Origin of the sequence: Brevibacillus thermoruber 423 (assembly GCF_000454065.1) — a bacterium.
In the GTDB taxonomy this organism is placed as follows: domain Bacteria; phylum Bacillota; class Bacilli; order Brevibacillales; family Brevibacillaceae; genus Brevibacillus; species Brevibacillus thermoruber.
Map to the genome: position 1 here is coordinate 29,877 of NZ_KE695655.1, position 14,949 is coordinate 44,825.

Consider the following 14,949-nt stretch of genomic DNA (forward strand, 5'->3'; position numbering starts at 1 on the left):
GGGGACGACTCGTGACGAATACGGAGAAACGCTGCCGGGTAAAGATGATCGCGATCGACATGGACGGGACTCTGCTGAACCGGCATGGCCAAGTCAGTGCGGAAAACGCCCGGGCGGTTACGGAAGCCCAGGCGAGCGGCATAACGGTGGTCGTAGCGACCGGCCGATCGTACAAAGAAGCCCTGCCGCCGCTTATGGCCGCCGGCATCACCTGTCCGCTCATCTGCGTGAACGGGGCGGAGGTACGCGCGGAAACCGGGGAGATCGTCCGGAGTGTGCCCATCCCCCCGCAGACGTATGAGGAAGCGGAGGCCATCCTGCGGCAGGAAGACCTGTATTACGAACTGTACACGAATCGGGGGACGTTTACGAACGACCGCGAAAAGGCGTTTGGCGTCCTGCGGGATTTTATCCAAAGCGCTTTTCCCGGCACGGATGATCAGGCGATCCGGGAAGCGGATGAGCGCCGTTTTTCCACCGGGGAAATCTCCCCTGTGGACACGTATGCGGCAGTGCTCGGCCGCTCCGGCGAACATCTCTATAAATTGCTGGTCTTCTCCAGGGACGGGCAAAAGCTGGCCCGCGCGTCCCGCAGGCTGGCGGCCGTAAACGAGCTGTCCGTCAGTTCGTCGGCGAATCACAATCTGGAAGTCACGCACAGGCTTGCGCAGAAAGGAATCGCGCTGTGGGAACTGGCGGACGGACTCGGCGTCGCCCTCGAGGAGACGATGGCCATCGGCGACAGCTTCAACGACTTGTCGATGCTGCGCATCGTCGGCCTCGGCGTCGCGATGGGAAATGCCGAAGACGAGATCAAGCGGGTCTGCGCCGTTGTGACCGGCAGCAACGATCAGCACGGGGTCGCTCGTGCGATTCGGGAATGGGCGCTTTCGCAGAACTGTTCCAAACTACAATGACATACCAGTACAGTGGAAAGCTGGCGCCGAGAATAGATGGTGTTGTTGGCTATACCCCAGATTCAGCCTAAAACAACGAAAGTCTTTTTACAAATTAGCAGCAGCGTGTCAGGGGCGGTGAGGAATAGCGGAGCGCGGAGCGTGAGTATATGCCGCAACCGGCGAAGCGCACCCTTGACCTCGCGGATCCCGCTCCGTACCCTCTGGTTCCCCTGGCAACCTAGTTGCCGGGGGTGCAACGCGGATTTACAACGCTAAAGGATGTCCAATGTCAAAAAGCCGATTTTCTCATTTTGACATCTGTCCATTCCTTAATGCGCCTTATGACACGGCTATTCCAAATGCTTAACGTGGATTTTTTGCGTTTCGCTGGTGCTACCCCAAATAAAGGTTAATTAAGTTTAGACAAACTTGTTGACAGACCCGCGCGATGCCGTTTTCGATCAGATGTTGCTCGAACATCTTGGTTTGCTCCATGTTTTCCCTCCCTTCCGAACACAATGCAAAAATGCCCTCCATCCATTCAGGGACGAGGGCTGCGTGTTTTAACCGCGTAGGTAATCAAGAGTCTAAAGCGTTATTCACCCTATCAATAAATTCTTGTCCTCTTTTGAATTCGAGATCTCTCATGCTTAGCTCATATATGTATTTCTGAACTTCAACCCATCGTTTTTGGTCACCATTGTTGATTAACTCTTGTAATTTACTTAGCGACCGTTTTAATTGAATCGTATATTCTGGTTTTTCATCGTCACGAAATGCAATCGTTCTTTCTTCAAGCTCGCTCCAAGAGTAACCCGTATTAAAATACCCTGTAACGAAATACTTGAGCATCTCAAATTCTTTTAATTTGGTATCTTCCGGTTTCAGAGCATTCGTCCATTTTTTCAACACATTAATCCCTCCATCTCAGTGCAGGATATGATGTTAATATGCGAAAACCTTCAGGAGCATTACGATCTCTCATTAGTATGGTAATAGCCATATTGACATTTTTTTCTACCGACGTTTTTCCCTTGTATACTCCTTTTCCTAAACTATATCGGAATCATATCTGATTGCAAAAATATCACTGCTATCTCCTAGTAACCACTCTGCAATCTCATCAGAGTGTTGCCGAAGTGATTTTTGAATCGTATTAATAGCCGTACTTTTATTTGTGTATGACGTTATATCTGTATTTTCCTTGATCGCTCTTGGAGGAGCGGCTCCTCCTTTTTTCTTTGGAACGATTGCTGAGAATTTTGATAGAAAATCATATGATTTTTCATTAATTTTTGGGTTGGAATCGCTTACATTGGAATGGTGAGCACCACCATACAGATCGAAAAGGGGGATTTCAGGGTGAACAAGCTTGTTTCCACAGCGACAGCGGCCGTACTGGCCCTTTCCATTGCCGGATGTTCGGGATCGGGCGGCTCCCAGCCGACAGCGGGCGAGGGAGGAGGCGGAGGTGCTTCCACCACTCCCAAAATCGGTGTCGCCATCTACAAATTTGACGACACGTTCATGACGGGCGTGCGCAACGCCATCTCCCAAAGCGCGGAGGGGAAGGCCGAGGTTGACATCGTCGACAGCCAAAACTCCCAGCCGACGCAAAACGACAAGGTGGATCTGTTCATCACGAAAAAGGTCAACGCGCTGGCCATCAACCCGGTTGACCGCACCGCGGCCGGCGTCATCATCGACAAAGCGAAGCAGGCCAACATCCCGGTGGTCTTTTTCAACCGGGAGCCGATGCCGGAGGACATGCAGAAATGGGATAAGGTGTACTACGTCGGGGCCAAGGCGGAAGAGTCCGGCACCATCTCCGGCCAGTTGATCGCCGACTACTGGAAAGCCCATCCCGAGGCGGACAAGAACAAGGACGGTGTCCTGCAGTACGTCATGCTGAAGGGGGAACCGGGTCACCAGGACGCCGAACTGCGCACCAAGTACTCGGTGAAGGCGATCGAGGACGCCGGGATCAAAGTGGAGAAAGTGGCGGAAGACACGGCGATGTGGGACCGGGTGAAAGGGCAGGAAAAAATGGCGGCGTTCCTCGCTTCCGCGGGGGACAAGATTGAAGCCGTGCTGGCGAACAACGACGACATGGCGCTCGGCGCGATCGAGGCGTTGAAGGCGGCCGGGTACTTCAAGGACAACAAGTACATCCCCGTCGTGGGCGTGGATGCGACGGCACCGGCCTTAAAGGAGCTGGAAAACGGCACGCTGCTGGGCACCGTCCTGAACGACGCCAAAAACCAGGGGAAAGCCACCCTCAATATCGCCGCCGTGCTGGCACAAGGACAAACGCCGACCAAGGAAAACACCGGGTACGAGATCACCGACGGCAAGTACGTCTGGATTCCGTACAAGAAAATCACCAAGGAAAACATGAACGAGGCGAAATAAGGCTCTCTGCCGGCGCCCGAAGGCTTGGCAATCGCCAAGTCTTCTTTACATTCCATGCAGACAAGCGGGGGAGGGGTTTGCCATGACTGATAACGGTTTTGTACTGGAAATGAGGAACATCTCCAAGGAATTCCCCGGTGTCAAGGCGCTCGACGGCGTCACGCTGAAGGTGAGGCCCGGCACCGTTCACGCGCTGATGGGGGAAAACGGTGCGGGAAAATCGACGCTGATGAAGTGCTTGTTCGGCATCTACAAGCCGGACGCGGGCGAGATTCTGCTCGACGGCCAAAAGAAGGTGATCAACCACGCCAAGGACGCGCTGGCGAACGGCATCGCGATGATTCATCAGGAGCTTCACCCCGTTCCGTTTCGCAGCGTGATGGAAAACATCTGGCTCGGTCGGTTTCCGGTCAAACAATTCGGCCCGTTCGCGTTTGTCGATGAAAAAAAGATGTACCGGGACACACAGGCGCTGTTTGCCGATCTGGGCCTGGAACTGGATCCCCGCGAGATTGTGAAAAACCTGTCCGTCTCCAAGGTGCAGTCCCTGGAGATTGCCAAAGCGGTCTCCTACCGCTCCCGCGTGATCGTGATGGATGAGCCGACCTCATCGCTCACGGGCAACGAAGTGGAGCAATTGTTCCGGATCATCGCCGAACTGAAGAGCCGGGGCGTGGCGATCATCTACATCTCCCACAAGATGGAGGAAATCCTGCGCATCTCCGACGAGGTGACGATCATGCGGGACGGCAGGCTCGTCGGCACATGGCCGGCTGCGGAGCTGACCACCGACCTGATCATTTCGCGCATGGTCGGCCGCGACCTCACCCAGCGTTTTCCCAAGCGGGAGAATGTGCCGGGAGAAGTGGTGCTGAAGGTGGAGGGGCTGACATCGCCGCATTCCCATTCCTTCCAGAACGTTTCCTTTGAGCTGCGGCAAGGGGAGATTTTGGGCATCGGCGGGCTGGTCGGCTCCCAGCGGACGGAGCTGGTCGAGGCGCTGTTCGGGCTGCGGGCGGTGGCGTCGGGACGGATGTTCATCCACGGCAAAGAGGTGAAAATCAAATCGCCGATCGATGCCAAAAAACACAAGATGGCGCTGCTGACGGAGGAGCGGCGCGTCACCGGCATTTTTCCGGTGCTGTCCATCCTGGAAAACACGCTGATCGCCAACCTGTCCCGTTATGAGAAGCCCTATCTGCTGCTCGACGAGAAAAAGCGGAAGGAGGAAGCGGGCAGAAGCATCGACCTGCTCCGGGTAAAAACGCCCTCCCTGAAGACGCTGATCAAGAATCTGTCCGGCGGGAACCAGCAAAAGGTGCTGCTGGCCCGCTGGCTGCTGACCGAGCCGGACATTCTGCTGCTCGACGAACCGACGCGGGGGATCGACGTCGGAGCCAAATACGAAATCTACTCCATTATTGCGGATTTGGCCAAAGCAGGAAAAAGCATCATCATGATCTCTTCCGAAATGCCCGAACTCCTGGGCATGTCGGATCGGATCATGGTCATGTGCGAAGGGCGCCTCTCCGGCTTTCTCGACGGGAAAGAGGCGTCGGAGGAACAGGTGATGCGCCTCGCCACAGCGTACGCGGCGGGGTAGAGGAGGAGAAACCATGAGAAACCTGAATGCGACATCCATACGTGAATTTTGCGCGCAAAACGCCATCTACATCGTGCTGGTGGCGCTAATCGTGGGCATTGCCGTCTACGACAGCCAATTTTTATCGGTGACCACCATTCGCGACATTTTGCTGCAGTCCTCCACCCGGGCGATCATCGCCCTTGGCGCGGCGTTCGTGCTGATCACGGGGGGCGTCGATCTCTCGGCGGGCCGCGTGGTGGGACTGACGGCGGTGCTGTCGGCCTCCATGCTGCAAATGCAGGATTATCCGCGCCGCTTCTTTCCGGATCTGCCTGATCTGCCGCTGCTGGTGCCTGTGCTCCTGGCCATTTTGGCGGGTCTTATCGTGGGGCTAATCAACGGGGTGATCGTCGCCAAGTTCAGCGTCCCGCCGTTTATCGCCACCTTGGGCACCATGGTCATCGTCTATGGGGCAAACTCCATCTACTTTGACATGGAGCCGAACGAATCGCAGCCGATTGGCGGCCTGCGGCAGGATTTCAGCCATCTGGGCACCGGGTACATCGGTCCCGGCGGCCCCTACTCGATTCCCTACATCGTCATTATCGCGATCGTCGTGTCCGTCGTGGTGTGGGTGATTTTCAACAAGACCCGGCTGGGCAAAAACATGTACGCGATCGGCGGCAACATGCAGGCGGCCGCCGTATCGGGGATCAACGTGGGGCTGAACCTGATCGTCATCTACGCCATCGCCGGGGCGCTGTACGGTCTGGCGGGGGTGCTGGAAGCGGCGAGAACAGGCGGGGCCACCAACAACTACGGCAACATGTACGAGCTGGACGCGATTGCCGCCTGCGTCGTCGGGGGCGTCTCCACGTCGGGCGGCATCGGGACCGTGCCGGGCATTCTGGCCGGGGTGCTCATCTTCGGGGTGATCAACTACGGCCTCACCTTCATCGGCGTCAATCCGTACTGGCAGTTGATCATCAAGGGATTAATCATCGTGGCCGCCGTCGCCGTTGACATCCGCAAGTACCTGGCGAAACGGTGACCGGTCGTACGGAATCGGAAGGGGGAACAGGGCGGAGCCGCGCACAATGGATAAGCCTTCGGCGTATATCTAGAAGGCAACGGGAAAAGAGGTGACTCCATTGAGCGGCTGGTTTTCGCTCCTTCTCGTCTCCCTGGCGATCAGCATGGACAGCGTCAGCGTCGGGTTGACGTACGGGCTCAGGAACATGCGGATGCCGTTTCTCTCGCTTGCCGTCGTGGCAGGCTGCTCGTTTTCCGTGGTCTACGCGGTGATGGCGGTCGGTTCCACCCTCACGTTCTGGCTGTCTCCGGAGTGGGGCAAACGGGTGGGGGCGGCCGTGTTGGTGGGGCTGGGGCTGTTCACGCTGTGGCGGCTGTTTTCTCCACGTGCCGACAGCGGCGGTCGGGACGAAGACGGCCATCGCCCGGAGGAAGCCGGAGAGGCGCTGGTTTCCCAGTTTCGCGCGTTTGGGCTGATCGTCCAGATCCTGCGGGATCCGTCCCGGGCGGACGCAGACCGCTCCGGCCACATCATGGGCTGGGAGGCGGTCATGCTGGGACTGGCGCTGTCGCTGGACGCCTTTGGCGCCGGCATCAGCCTGACGTTTTTCGGCTATCCGCCGCTGTCGGTCGCCTTGTGCATCGCCGTCATGAGCGCCGTGCTGCTCACCTTGGGCATCGCCCTGGGCCGCCGCGCTGGTCAATCCCGCTGGCTGTCCCGCCTGACCTGGCTGCCGCCGATCCTTTTGATTTGTATCGGACTGGCCAAGAGCATCACGTAGTCCGGGGAGATACGCCCCGTCCTTCGCAAGCGGAGGACGGGGATTTTTTTTCGGCGAAAACGGGGTCGGAATTCGGGGACCGGCCGAGGCGGGGCGCCTGCCGTCAGAACATCCGCCTGCGGGGCGCGATCAGGCCGGCGATGGACGAGTGGGTTATTTTGAGGCTCGTCAGCATACATATGAGATGAAAGCGAAGGGGATGGAGGAGATTCAGGTGGACACACAGCCGAATCAAAAGTGGTACATGCTGGCGTCAGCGGACGTGGCAGATGTGCTCGACAGCGACGCGGACCGCGGGCTGTCGCAGGAGGAGGCGGAGCGGCGGCTGTCCCGCTTTGGCCCCAACCAGTTGGCGGAAACCAAGCGAAAGCCGCTGTTCACCGTCCTGATCGACCAGTTCAAAGACTTCATGGTGCTGATCCTGTTCGTCGCCACGCTGATTTCGTACGCGCTGGGCGAGTACCTCGACGCCATCACGATCATCGCCATCATCTTCATCAACGGGGTGCTGGGCTTCATCCAGGAAGCCAAGGCGGAGCGCTCGCTGCAGGCGCTCAAAGAGCTGGCCTCCCCGATGGCGCGGGTGGTGCGCGACGGCCAGGTGCACATGATTCCCGCGTCCCGGCTGGTTCCGGGCGACCTGGTGATGCTGGAGGCGGGGGATCGCGTGCCGGCAGACATGCGTCTGTTTGCCGCCAGCCGACTGGAGATCGAAGAGTCCGCGCTGACCGGGGAATCGGTGCCGGCCGGCAAGACGGCGAAAACGCTGTCCCCGGCGGGCGGGGAGAACATTCCGCTGGGCGACCAGAAAAACCTGGCGTTCATGGGCACGATGGTGACGGGAGGGACCGGACGGGGACTGGTCGTCTCCACCGGGATGGGAACGGAAATCGGCAAGATCGCCCATCTGATGAACGCGGCGGAGGAGATGGCGACCCCGCTGCAGCACCGCCTGGAACAAATGGGAAAAATCCTCGTGGTCGTCGCCGTCCTGCTGACGCTGGTCGTCATCGGTGCAGGCGTATGGCACGGGCACGAACTGTTTACCATGTTTCTCGCCGGGGTCAGCCTGGCGGTCGCGGCGATTCCCGAAGGACTGCCGGCCATCGTCACGATCGCGCTGGCGTTGGGCGTACAGCGGATGATCAGGCGCAATGCCATCGTCCGCAAGCTGCCGTCGGTGGAAACGCTGGGCTGCGCCTCCGTCATCTGCTCCGACAAAACCGGGACGCTAACGCAGAATAAAATGACCGTCACCCGGGTGTGGCACAGCAATACGGCCTACGAGGTGACAGGCAGCGGCTACGAACCGGAGGGAGCGTTTCTCCTGGGGGGGCGTCAGGTGTCTCCTGCCCGCGACGGGGGGCTGTCCCAAATCCTGCGCATCGCCGAGCGCTGCAACAACGCCCGGCTGTCCTGCGAGGAAGAGACCGCGCGCAAACTGCTCGGCATCGGCAAAACGGTGCGCCGGTGGCAGGTCGTGGGGGATCCCACGGAGGGAGCGCTCAAGGTGCTGGCCGCCAAAGGGCAGGGAGACGGCGCGGAGCGCGTGAAAGGCGGACAGCAGGAGACGCGCGTGGAGGAGCTGCCGTTTGACTCCGAGCGCAAAATGATGTCGGTGGTGGAAAAAGGCGCGGACGGCGGATACTCGCTTTTGACCAAGGGAGCGGCGGAAGCGGTGCTGGCCCGCTGCAGCCACATCCTCTGGAACGGAGAGGTGCAGCCGCTGAGCGCGTCGCTCCGCCATCAGGTGCTGAACCAGACGGAAGAGATGGCGTCGCAGGCGCTGCGCGTGCTGGCCTTCGCCTACAAAACACTGCAGGGGTACCGGCCCGGCCATCCGTCGGGGGCGTTGGAGAGCGGGCTCGTCTTTGTCGGGCTGGCGGGCATGATCGACCCGCCGCGCGAAGAGGTGAAGCCGGCCATCGACCTGTGCCATCAGGCTGGAATCAAGACGGTGATGATCACCGGCGACCACAAGGTGACGGCGGAAGCGATCGCCCGGCAGATCGGTCTCATGCGCGGGTACGGCCAGGTGATGGAAGGGCGCGAACTGGACGGCATGAGCGACGAGGAACTGGCCGAGATCGTGGAACGGGTCGCCGTGTACGCGCGCGTCTCGCCGGAGCACAAGCTGCGGATCGTCCGCGCCCTGCAGAGCAAAGGCCACGTCGTCGCGATGACCGGGGACGGGGTAAACGACGCGCCGGCCGTCAAAACGGCCGACATCGGCATCGCCATGGGCCTCACCGGCACGGATGTGACCAAGGAAGCGGCCGATCTGGTGCTGCGAGACGACAATTTTGCCACCATCGTCGCCGCCGTGGAGGAAGGGCGCAACATCTACGACAACATCCGTAAATTTATCCGCTATCTGCTGGCCTCCAACGTCGGGGAGATCCTCGTCATGTTCTTTGCCATGCTGCTCGGACTGCCCCTGCCGCTGGTGCCGATTCAGATATTGTGGGTCAACCTCGTCACGGACGGTCTGCCGGCCATGGCGCTGGGCGTCGATCCGCCGGAAGCGGACACGATGTACCAGCGGCCGCGCCACAAGCAGGAGAACATTTTCGGCCGGGGACTCGGGTGGAAGATCATCAGCCGCGGTTTCCTGATCGGGGGGATGACGCTGCTGTCCTTCTGGCTGACGCTCCGGGAAAACGCCAACGATCTGGCGCACGCGCAGACGGTCGCGTTCGTCACCCTGGTGATGGCCCAACTGATTCACGTGTTTGACTGCCGCAGCCAATACAGCGTGTTTCACCGCAACATCTTTGAAAACAAGTACCTCGTCTGGGCGGTCCTTTCATCCGTGCTGCTGGTGTTGGGCGTGGTCTACATCGATGCGCTCCAGCCGGTCTTTAAAACCACGGACCTGTCCTTCCGCGATTGGGCGCTGATCCTCGTGGCCGCAGGGGTGCCGACGTTTGTCGCGGGCATTGGCGGGGCGCTGCGGAGCGGACGGCCGCGGGGCACGGCAGAGCGGTCGTCGATGAGGGCGGTCCGTTCCTGAGGAGCATGTCGGATAGCGGGAGAGAACGACGTGTGGGGCTACAGGAGAGGCGGTTGGCGCCGGCGGGGCCGGCGTCTGCTCGCGCTGCTTTTGGCCGTGATGGCCGGACTGCTGGCGCTGTTTGTGATCGTCGAGCGGCGGATTGAGCCGACCCTGATGCTGATTGCCGCGCAAAAAACGGATCAGATGGCGAAGCTGGCCATAAGCGATGCGGTCACCAAGCGGCTGACACAGCAAGGGGTCGATTTCAACGACATTGTCGTTCTGGAAAAGGACCAGGACGGCAACATCATGGCCGTCAATTTCAACTTCAAGCAGTATGCGCGGATTGTGGGGGAGACCACCTCCCGGATTCAAACCCGGTTGAAAGAGTTTGAGGAAGAGAACGTCGTGGTGACGGTGCCGCTGGGACTGGCCACGAAAAACGTTTTTTTGGAGCACTACGGACCGGAGATCCCCGTCTCGTTCGTGCCGGTCGGATCGGTCAAAACCCGGCTGGAGACCGGGCTGAAACAGGCGGGGATCAACATGGTGCTGGTCACCGTCTACATTTGGGTGGAGGTGGACCTACGGATCGTCATCCCGTTTGCCACGGAGCAGCGGACCGTGACCACGCAAATCCCGATTACGGAAGCGCTGATAGTCGGCAAGGTGCCGGATTACCTCTACAACAATCCCGCCGGCAAACCGGACGTTCCGCTGCCGCGAAACGCCCCCAACGTCACCCAGCCGTGAAACGTTTGGCGGATGCCGTCGTCCCATAAACAGGAAAGACAACACCACATCATCAGAAGGATGGGAGACATGAACAAGATCCAAACCCTGACCATGACGTTTTTGGCCGCGGCTGTCCTGACGGCGAACGGAGCGGGCGCAGCGGCAGCACCGGAACCGGTCCGCGCACTGTCCGTCCAGGTAAACGGCAAGGCGATTCAGCAGCAGGCGATGTTTGATCACCAGCAGCAAACCGTGCTCGTCCCGCTTCGCCCGGTGGCGGAATCGCTGGGCTTTGCGGTGACGTGGAACGAATCGCGAAACGTGGCGGAAATCCAAAAAGGGACGATCTGGAGCTATGCCAAGGCAGGCGAAGACGGCTATCCCGATGCCAATGTGATGAAGAAACTGGGGGCGAAACCGCGCCTGTTGAACGGAAGCACCTATGTGCCACTCACCTTTGTGCGGGACATCATGAAAACGCCGGTCGCCGTCTCGGGCGATGACGTAACCGTAGGCGGTGCAGCGGCGGACGATCCCCTGAAAAAAGCGGGGACGATCACCGGGGTGCGCAGCGACAACGGGAACGTGGCCATCCACGTGAACGGGATTTGGCGCGGCGTGGTGCTGTATGTTTCGGCTGACACCGAGATTGTGACGGAGGACGGCAAGGTGCTGAAACCGGAGGACTTGAAGCTGGGCATGGAGGTGGAGGCCACCCATGCCGAGGTGATGACGATGAGCCTCCCGCCGCAGACGGCGGCGAAGCGCATCGTGGTCAAAAACAGCCTGCCGGATCGCGTGCTGGGTACGGCGGGCGAACTGCAAAGCGTCACGGCCGATTCCGACGGCACACTGCGCGTCGAGCTGAAGGGAGAGCGGCTTTCGGAACACGCGTTTGACACCGTCGTGCTGAGGGTCACCGACCAGACCGAAATCGTCAGCACCGACGGCAACACGCTGCTCTCGCCCAAAGACCTGAAACAGGGGGCGCGGGTATACGCGTTCTACAGCCCCATGCTGACAAAAAGCCTCCCGCCGATCGGCGCGGCGGAAAAAATCGTGGTGGAACCGAGCGAATAGGGAGGTTGTCCCGAGGAACATCTCTGCCGAAGCGGAGCGTACAGCAGAGACGGTGCGGCGAAGGCCGCCCCGTCTCGTTTTGTTTGCCGGGCAGGGCCGAAAAAAACTCCACCGAAAAGACCAGGGAAAACATTACCTTTCACACATTCACACCATTTTGGAAATGATGTAAAAATAAGGGGAATGTTCGGTGATGGAGAGTGAATCGAATGGGACTGGTACGGCAAGGCAGACAGGTGGGCCGGGCGTGGAAATGGACGAGCCTGCTGGCGCTTGCCCTGGTTGGCGCGGGTCCGCTGGCGTGGAGCGGTCAGGCGTCGGCCGGCGAAGCGAACGAAGGACCGGTGGTGAAGTGGGAAAAAACCCATCCGTACACGTACGGCGACTTTTACGGAAACGTGCAGCGCGGCCCGGATGGCGGGATATTCTTCTCGCGCCAAGCGGCTGACGACCGTGCGCACGAAATCGTCCTGGTGGAGCATTCGGGAACGCTAAAGGTGGCACAGACGGTGACCGACGAGGAATTGGGCCGTCTGTCCCACTTTATTCATACGAAAGACGGCGGCTTTCTCTTGGCCGGGCCAACCAGGTCGAATGGACCGGAGGGGAACCTCCGCCTGATCAAGGTGAACGACGACGGCGAAATCGTGTGGGCGAAAACCTTCCGCAAGAACGTCGGCCTGGACACCCGCCTCCTACAGACGGACGACGGCGGCTATGTGCTGGCTGCGGTGCTCAATCGGCCGGACCGCAGCACCGAGCTGTATCTCGCCAAACTGGAACCGGACGGGAATCCGGAATGGGAGACGACGTTTGAAGGAGCGGAGTACGATGCGGTCACTGCGGTGCGCCAGACCGTAGACGGCGGCATCGTGCTGCTCGGGGCGGTCGGTCAGGAAGACGCCTCGTACCGCCTCAACCGGGATCTCTTCCTCGCGAAAGTGGACAAGTCCGGAGAGACCGTCTGGGAACGCAGGCATGAGACCGGCCGGGACACCGTTCCCCGCGCCTTTGCGGAAACGCCGGACGGCGGTCTGGTCATCGCCGGGACGGACCGGACGATCAGCGACTACCGGGCCGGCTCCGGTCTGGGGTATCTGCTCAAGGTGGACAAAGACGGAAAAAACGTGTGGGAGAAGAGGTTTGCGGAGAGGACCGAGACCAGCGCACTCAACGATATCCAGGTGACGGACGACGGTGACCTGCTCGTCAGCGGCTGCGTGAAGTACGAAGAGCTCAACATGAACGACGCCAGCTCGGACGGATACACCGCCAAGCTGGGCGAAGACGGCGAAACGGTATGGGAAAAGGTGTTTCCCAACAGCACCGAGCAGCGGGAACAGCATCTGCTGCTGCCGATCTCCGACGAGGCGTTCCTCACGATTGGAACGGGGAAAAAGTACGAAGGCGGCGATTACGTGTTCTACGTCACCCAGCTGCAGGCCGAACGAGACCGCCACGGCGGACAGGCCGGCCGCCGGCCATGAACAGGCAGATCGCCCTGCGGGAAAGTGCTCCTTTGAGGGAGAAGAGCAGGGAGGTAGGGGAATTCCCCGATACACTTTCCCCCGTCCGCGTTCTACAATAACGGTAAGGATGTTTGTCTTGAGGAGGAGCGCATGAACGCGTGGATGGAAGAACTGGGCTCGTCGGAGGAAGCCTTCACCCTGCTTTCGTCCGTCTTTACCAACGTCAGCGACGCGATTCTGGTGGTGGACAAAGAGGGCGTGATCGTGACGGCCAACCCCGCGCTGGAGAAGATGTCCGGCTGGGCAACCGAAGAACTGATCGGGAAGCGGCACATTTGCGAACTTTGCCTGGGCATGGCCACCTGCCGGGAGGAAGCGACCTGTGCCGATTGCTTTTTCAAGCAGGAACAGATGCCCTCGTTTGAGATGCGGCTGAAAACAAAGGACGGGCGGGACTACCCCGTGGCCGCCAGCTCGGCCCGGCTGCCGGAGAGGGACGGCGGCAAGCTGGTGCTGATCCTGCGGGACATGTCGGACCAGCAGCGGGCTGAAAAGGAGCGGTATCAGCACAAGCTGACGAACTACGTCATCCAGGCCCAGGAGGAGGAGCGCAAGCGCATCTCCCGCGAGCTGCACGACGGCGTGGGACAGGCGCTGTACAGCATCCTCGTCGGTCTCAACGTCGTCGGCCAGAGCACGCTGAGCGAACCGCTGCGGCAGCACGTGACCGACATTCAGCAGATGACGGCCAAGGCGATGGAGGAAGTAAAGCGCATGGCGCTGGAGCTTCGCCCGTCCGCCCTGGACGATTTGGGACTGCTGCCCGCCCTCCGCTCGCTGATCAAGCGATTTGAAAAGAGCTTCGGCCTCTTGATCGACCTGCACGTGCAGGGGGAGCGCCGCCGCTATCCCGCCGCGGTGGAGACCGCCCTCTACCGGATCGTGCAGGAGGCGATGACCAATGCGGCCAAATACGCCCAGGCGGCCAAGCTGGGGATCGTGTTTGAGGACCGGGACAAAGAGCTGGTGGTGACGGTTGTGGATGACGGGATCGGATTTGACGTGGAACGGGCGCAGACCAAGGGCACCGGGCTGGGGCTGTTCGGCATGAAGGAGCGGGCCCAACTGCTGGGAGGAACGGTCGACATCCGCTCGGCCCCCGGCGAGGGGACGACGGTGATCGTGCGCATACCGCTCTCAAAGGAGGAAACGGAAGATGGCCATTCGCGTCCTGATCGCTGACGACCACGCCATTGTCCGCTCCGGGTTGGGCATGCTGCTCAACGCCCACGCGGACATCGAAGTGGTCGGCTACGCCGCCGACGGAAAAGAAGCGGTTGAAAAAGCGCTGGAGATACGGCCCGACGTCGTGCTGATGGACCTGAGCATGCCGCCGGGGGAAAACGGCCTGTCGGCCACCGCCCGGTTGAAAGAAGCGGCTCCCGACATCCAGGTGCTGGTCTTGACCATGCACGACGACGAGGAGTACCTGTTTCGCGTGCTGCAGGCGGGGGCGTCCGGCTACATTTTGAAAAGCGCGCCCGACCTGGACCTGATCGCCGCCATCCGGACCGTGCACCAGGGCATGGCCTACCTCTACCCGTCCGCGACCAAGTCCTTGATCGAGGAGTTTTTGCAGATGGTGAAAAACGGCGAGGAGCAGGCCAAATACGAGATACTGACGGATCGGGAAAAGGAAGTGCTCATCCTGATCGCCAAGGGATTCAGCAACAAGGAGATCGCGGAACAGCTCACCGTTTCGGTCAAGACGGTCGAGTCGCACAAGGCGCACATCATGGAAAAGCTCCATCTCCGCACCCGGCCGGATCTGGTCCGCTACGCGATCAAAAAAGGATGGCTCGATTTTGAATAGGAGAACGGCACAGACGGCGATAACCAGCCGTCTTTCTTTTTGGCCAAAATGTGACAAAAATCGGGGAAAATCGGGAGGTTCCTGGAT

12 protein-coding genes are annotated in these 14,949 nt (G+C 60.0%); 11 read left to right on the forward strand and 1 reads right to left on the reverse strand.

Features of this window, described 5'->3' with window-relative positions:
* The first annotated feature begins 11 nt into the window (after nucleotides 1-11).
* Nucleotides 12-917 (forward strand): Cof-type HAD-IIB family hydrolase, encoded by a 906-nt coding sequence (locus tag M516_RS0121300; RefSeq protein WP_029100903.1) that lies wholly within the window; start codon nucleotides 12-14, stop codon nucleotides 915-917.
* 561 nt (nucleotides 918-1,478) lie between these two features.
* Here M516_RS0121300 and M516_RS0121310 read toward each other — a convergent pair.
* A complete protein-coding gene (locus M516_RS0121310; RefSeq protein ID WP_029100904.1) occupies nucleotides 1,479-1,811 on the reverse strand; it encodes a hypothetical protein in 333 nt (110 codons plus the stop codon).
* Nucleotides 1,812-2,261: 450 nt separating this feature from the next.
* On the opposite strand from M516_RS0121310, the gene M516_RS0121315 reads away from it, so the two are divergent.
* The 10 genes from M516_RS0121315 to M516_RS0121360 all read left to right on the forward strand — a co-directional run bounded on the left by M516_RS0121315 (nucleotide 2,262) and on the right by M516_RS0121360 (nucleotide 14,862).
* The gene (locus M516_RS0121315) at nucleotides 2,262-3,311 is read left to right on the forward strand and encodes a galactose ABC transporter substrate-binding protein (protein WP_029100905.1); all 1,050 of its coding nucleotides are present in this window, start codon (nucleotides 2,262-2,264) and stop codon (nucleotides 3,309-3,311) included.
* Nucleotides 3,312-3,393: 82 nt separating this feature from the next.
* Complete coding sequence (locus tag M516_RS0121320; protein WP_029100906.1) at nucleotides 3,394-4,914, forward strand: sugar ABC transporter ATP-binding protein; 1,521 nt, start codon at nucleotides 3,394-3,396, stop codon at nucleotides 4,912-4,914.
* A 13-nt stretch (nucleotides 4,915-4,927) separates the two neighbouring features.
* Nucleotides 4,928-5,947: a galactose/methyl galactoside ABC transporter permease MglC gene (gene mglC / locus M516_RS0121325; protein ID WP_029100907.1), complete on the forward strand. Its 1,020-nt coding sequence runs from the start codon at nucleotides 4,928-4,930 to the stop codon at nucleotides 5,945-5,947.
* 100 nt (nucleotides 5,948-6,047) lie between these two features.
* Nucleotides 6,048-6,710, forward strand: a complete 663-nt coding sequence (gene ytaF, locus M516_RS0121330) for a sporulation membrane protein YtaF (protein WP_029100908.1) — start codon at nucleotides 6,048-6,050, stop codon at nucleotides 6,708-6,710.
* A 214-nt stretch (nucleotides 6,711-6,924) separates the two neighbouring features.
* A complete protein-coding gene (locus M516_RS0121335; RefSeq protein WP_029100909.1) occupies nucleotides 6,925-9,723 on the forward strand; it encodes a calcium-translocating P-type ATPase, SERCA-type in 2,799 nt (932 codons plus the stop codon).
* Nucleotides 9,724-9,753: 30 nt separating this feature from the next.
* Nucleotides 9,754-10,458 (forward strand): sporulation protein YunB, encoded by a 705-nt coding sequence (gene yunB, locus M516_RS0121340; protein ID WP_029100910.1) that lies wholly within the window; start codon nucleotides 9,754-9,756, stop codon nucleotides 10,456-10,458.
* Nucleotides 10,459-10,527: 69 nt separating this feature from the next.
* Nucleotides 10,528-11,520, forward strand: a complete 993-nt coding sequence (locus M516_RS0121345) for a copper amine oxidase N-terminal domain-containing protein (protein WP_029100911.1) — start codon at nucleotides 10,528-10,530, stop codon at nucleotides 11,518-11,520.
* A gap of 209 nt (nucleotides 11,521-11,729) precedes the next feature.
* Entirely contained in the window at nucleotides 11,730-13,007 is a 1,278-nt protein-coding gene (locus M516_RS0121350; protein WP_029100912.1) for an outer membrane protein assembly factor BamB family protein, read from the forward strand.
* Between the two features lie 132 nt (nucleotides 13,008-13,139).
* Nucleotides 13,140-14,231 (forward strand): PAS domain-containing sensor histidine kinase, encoded by a 1,092-nt coding sequence (locus M516_RS0121355; RefSeq protein WP_029100913.1) that lies wholly within the window; start codon nucleotides 13,140-13,142, stop codon nucleotides 14,229-14,231.
* Complete coding sequence (locus M516_RS0121360; RefSeq protein ID WP_029100914.1) at nucleotides 14,206-14,862, forward strand: response regulator; 657 nt, start codon at nucleotides 14,206-14,208, stop codon at nucleotides 14,860-14,862. Before M516_RS0121355 ends, M516_RS0121360 begins: the two co-directional genes overlap by 26 nt.
* Nucleotides 14,863-14,949: the final 87 nt, after the last annotated feature.

Bases quoted from the DNA above. Each gene is read 5' to 3' on its own strand.
- M516_RS0121345 (WP_029100911.1), top strand. From the start codon at position 10,528: ATGAACAAGATCCAAACCCTGACCATGACGTTTTTGGCCGCGGCTGTC.
- mglC (WP_029100907.1), top strand. From the start codon at position 4,928: ATGAGAAACCTGAATGCGACATCCATACGTGAATTTTGCGCGCAAAAC.
- M516_RS0121320 (WP_029100906.1), top strand. From the start codon at position 3,394: ATGACTGATAACGGTTTTGTACTGGAAATGAGGAACATCTCCAAGGAA.
- M516_RS0121360 (WP_029100914.1), top strand. From the start codon at position 14,206: ATGGCCATTCGCGTCCTGATCGCTGACGACCACGCCATTGTCCGCTCC.
- M516_RS0121355 (WP_029100913.1), top strand. From the start codon at position 13,140: ATGAACGCGTGGATGGAAGAACTGGGCTCGTCGGAGGAAGCCTTCACC.
- M516_RS0121350 (WP_029100912.1), top strand. From the start codon at position 11,730: ATGGGACTGGTACGGCAAGGCAGACAGGTGGGCCGGGCGTGGAAATGG.